This is a genomic window from Streptomyces sp. NPDC046900, from assembly GCF_040644975.1.
In the GTDB taxonomy this organism is placed as follows: Bacteria; Actinomycetota; Actinomycetes; order Streptomycetales; family Streptomycetaceae; genus Streptomyces.
On record NZ_JBEYXD010000266.1, the window covers coordinates 1 to 1,115 of the forward strand.

Genomic DNA, 1,115 nt, shown 5'->3' on the forward strand with positions numbered 1-1,115 from the left:
ACGGGTTGCCCCGCGATTGATCTTGGTCACGTACGGGGACATGGAGAAGGCCGCGCGAGTTGTCTGGTGTGTGAAGATCAAACTGGCCCGCGCGGCCATGTCCCATCATGCCTTCTGCGGCCTCTCGCGTGAGCACCTGGGTGCGCTGGTGGCCGAGCTCGCGTCGCGCTGGGAAGCGCGCTGTGAGTCCGGGCGCCGTCAGCGGCGCGAGGGTGCGCGCAAGCGGGAGGCGGGGGCCGGGCCGAAGTACGAACTCGTCTTCACCGACCGACTGCTGGCCACGCTCGCCCATCTGCGGACCGGGCTGACCCACGAGGCCCTCGGGGTGATCTACGAGGTGGGCTCGTCCACCATCGGCCGGGCAATCGGTGAGATCCGCCCGCTGCTGGCCGAGCGTGGCTTCGCCGTCCCCGACCGTCCCGGCATACGTCTGCGCACACTGGCCGATGTGTTCGCCTACGCCGAAGCCGAGAACGTGACCTTGCGGATCGACGGGATGGAGACCCAGGTCCGCCGCCCACGGGCGGGCCGTCCGGGACGGCGGGCCTTCGTGTCAGGCAAGCGCAAGCAGAACACCATCAAGACCACCACGATCAGCGACCACCAGGGCCGTACCCTGTGGTCTGGGGCCGAGCGGCCCGGACGGATGCACGACCAGACCGCGATGCGCACCGAGGGCATCGCCGAGCAGTTCCGCCAGCATCCGGAGGTGAAGGCCGAGGTCGACGACGGCTACCGCGGCCTGGCCAACGAGTTCCCCGACCAGGTCTCGGCCCCGCCCAGCAAACCGAAGGACATGGGCGACGGGCCCGTGACCGAGTACTACGGCTGGCGCGAGCACAAGCGCCGCCAGTCCTCCCGCCGGATCTGCGTCGAGCACGCCAATGCCGAAGTACGCCAGTGGCGCCCGATCCAGCGATACACCGGCCGCCGCGAAACCTACGGCGAAACCCACCAGGCCATCGCGTCCCTCGTCTCCGACCGCGCCGCCCAGCGGCCCACCCGCCGCCGCACGAGCACCGAACTGGTGCCCGTCCGCACAGCCGCCTGCTGAATCACCCACCAGCCAACTCCCCAGGCCAACACGCCCCGTGATCAATCGCGGGGCAGCCCGT

The 1,115-nt window shown here is 70.0% G+C and carries 1 protein-coding gene; it reads left to right on the top strand.

All coding sequences use genetic code 11. The features are described 5' to 3' along the window. The first annotated feature begins 97 nt into the window (after nt 1-97). The gene (locus ABZ904_RS51350; RefSeq protein ID WP_361006558.1) at nt 98-1,054 is read left to right on the top strand and encodes a transposase family protein; all 957 of its coding nucleotides are present in this window, start codon (nt 98-100) and stop codon (nt 1,052-1,054) included. Nucleotides 1,055-1,115: the final 61 nt, after the last annotated feature.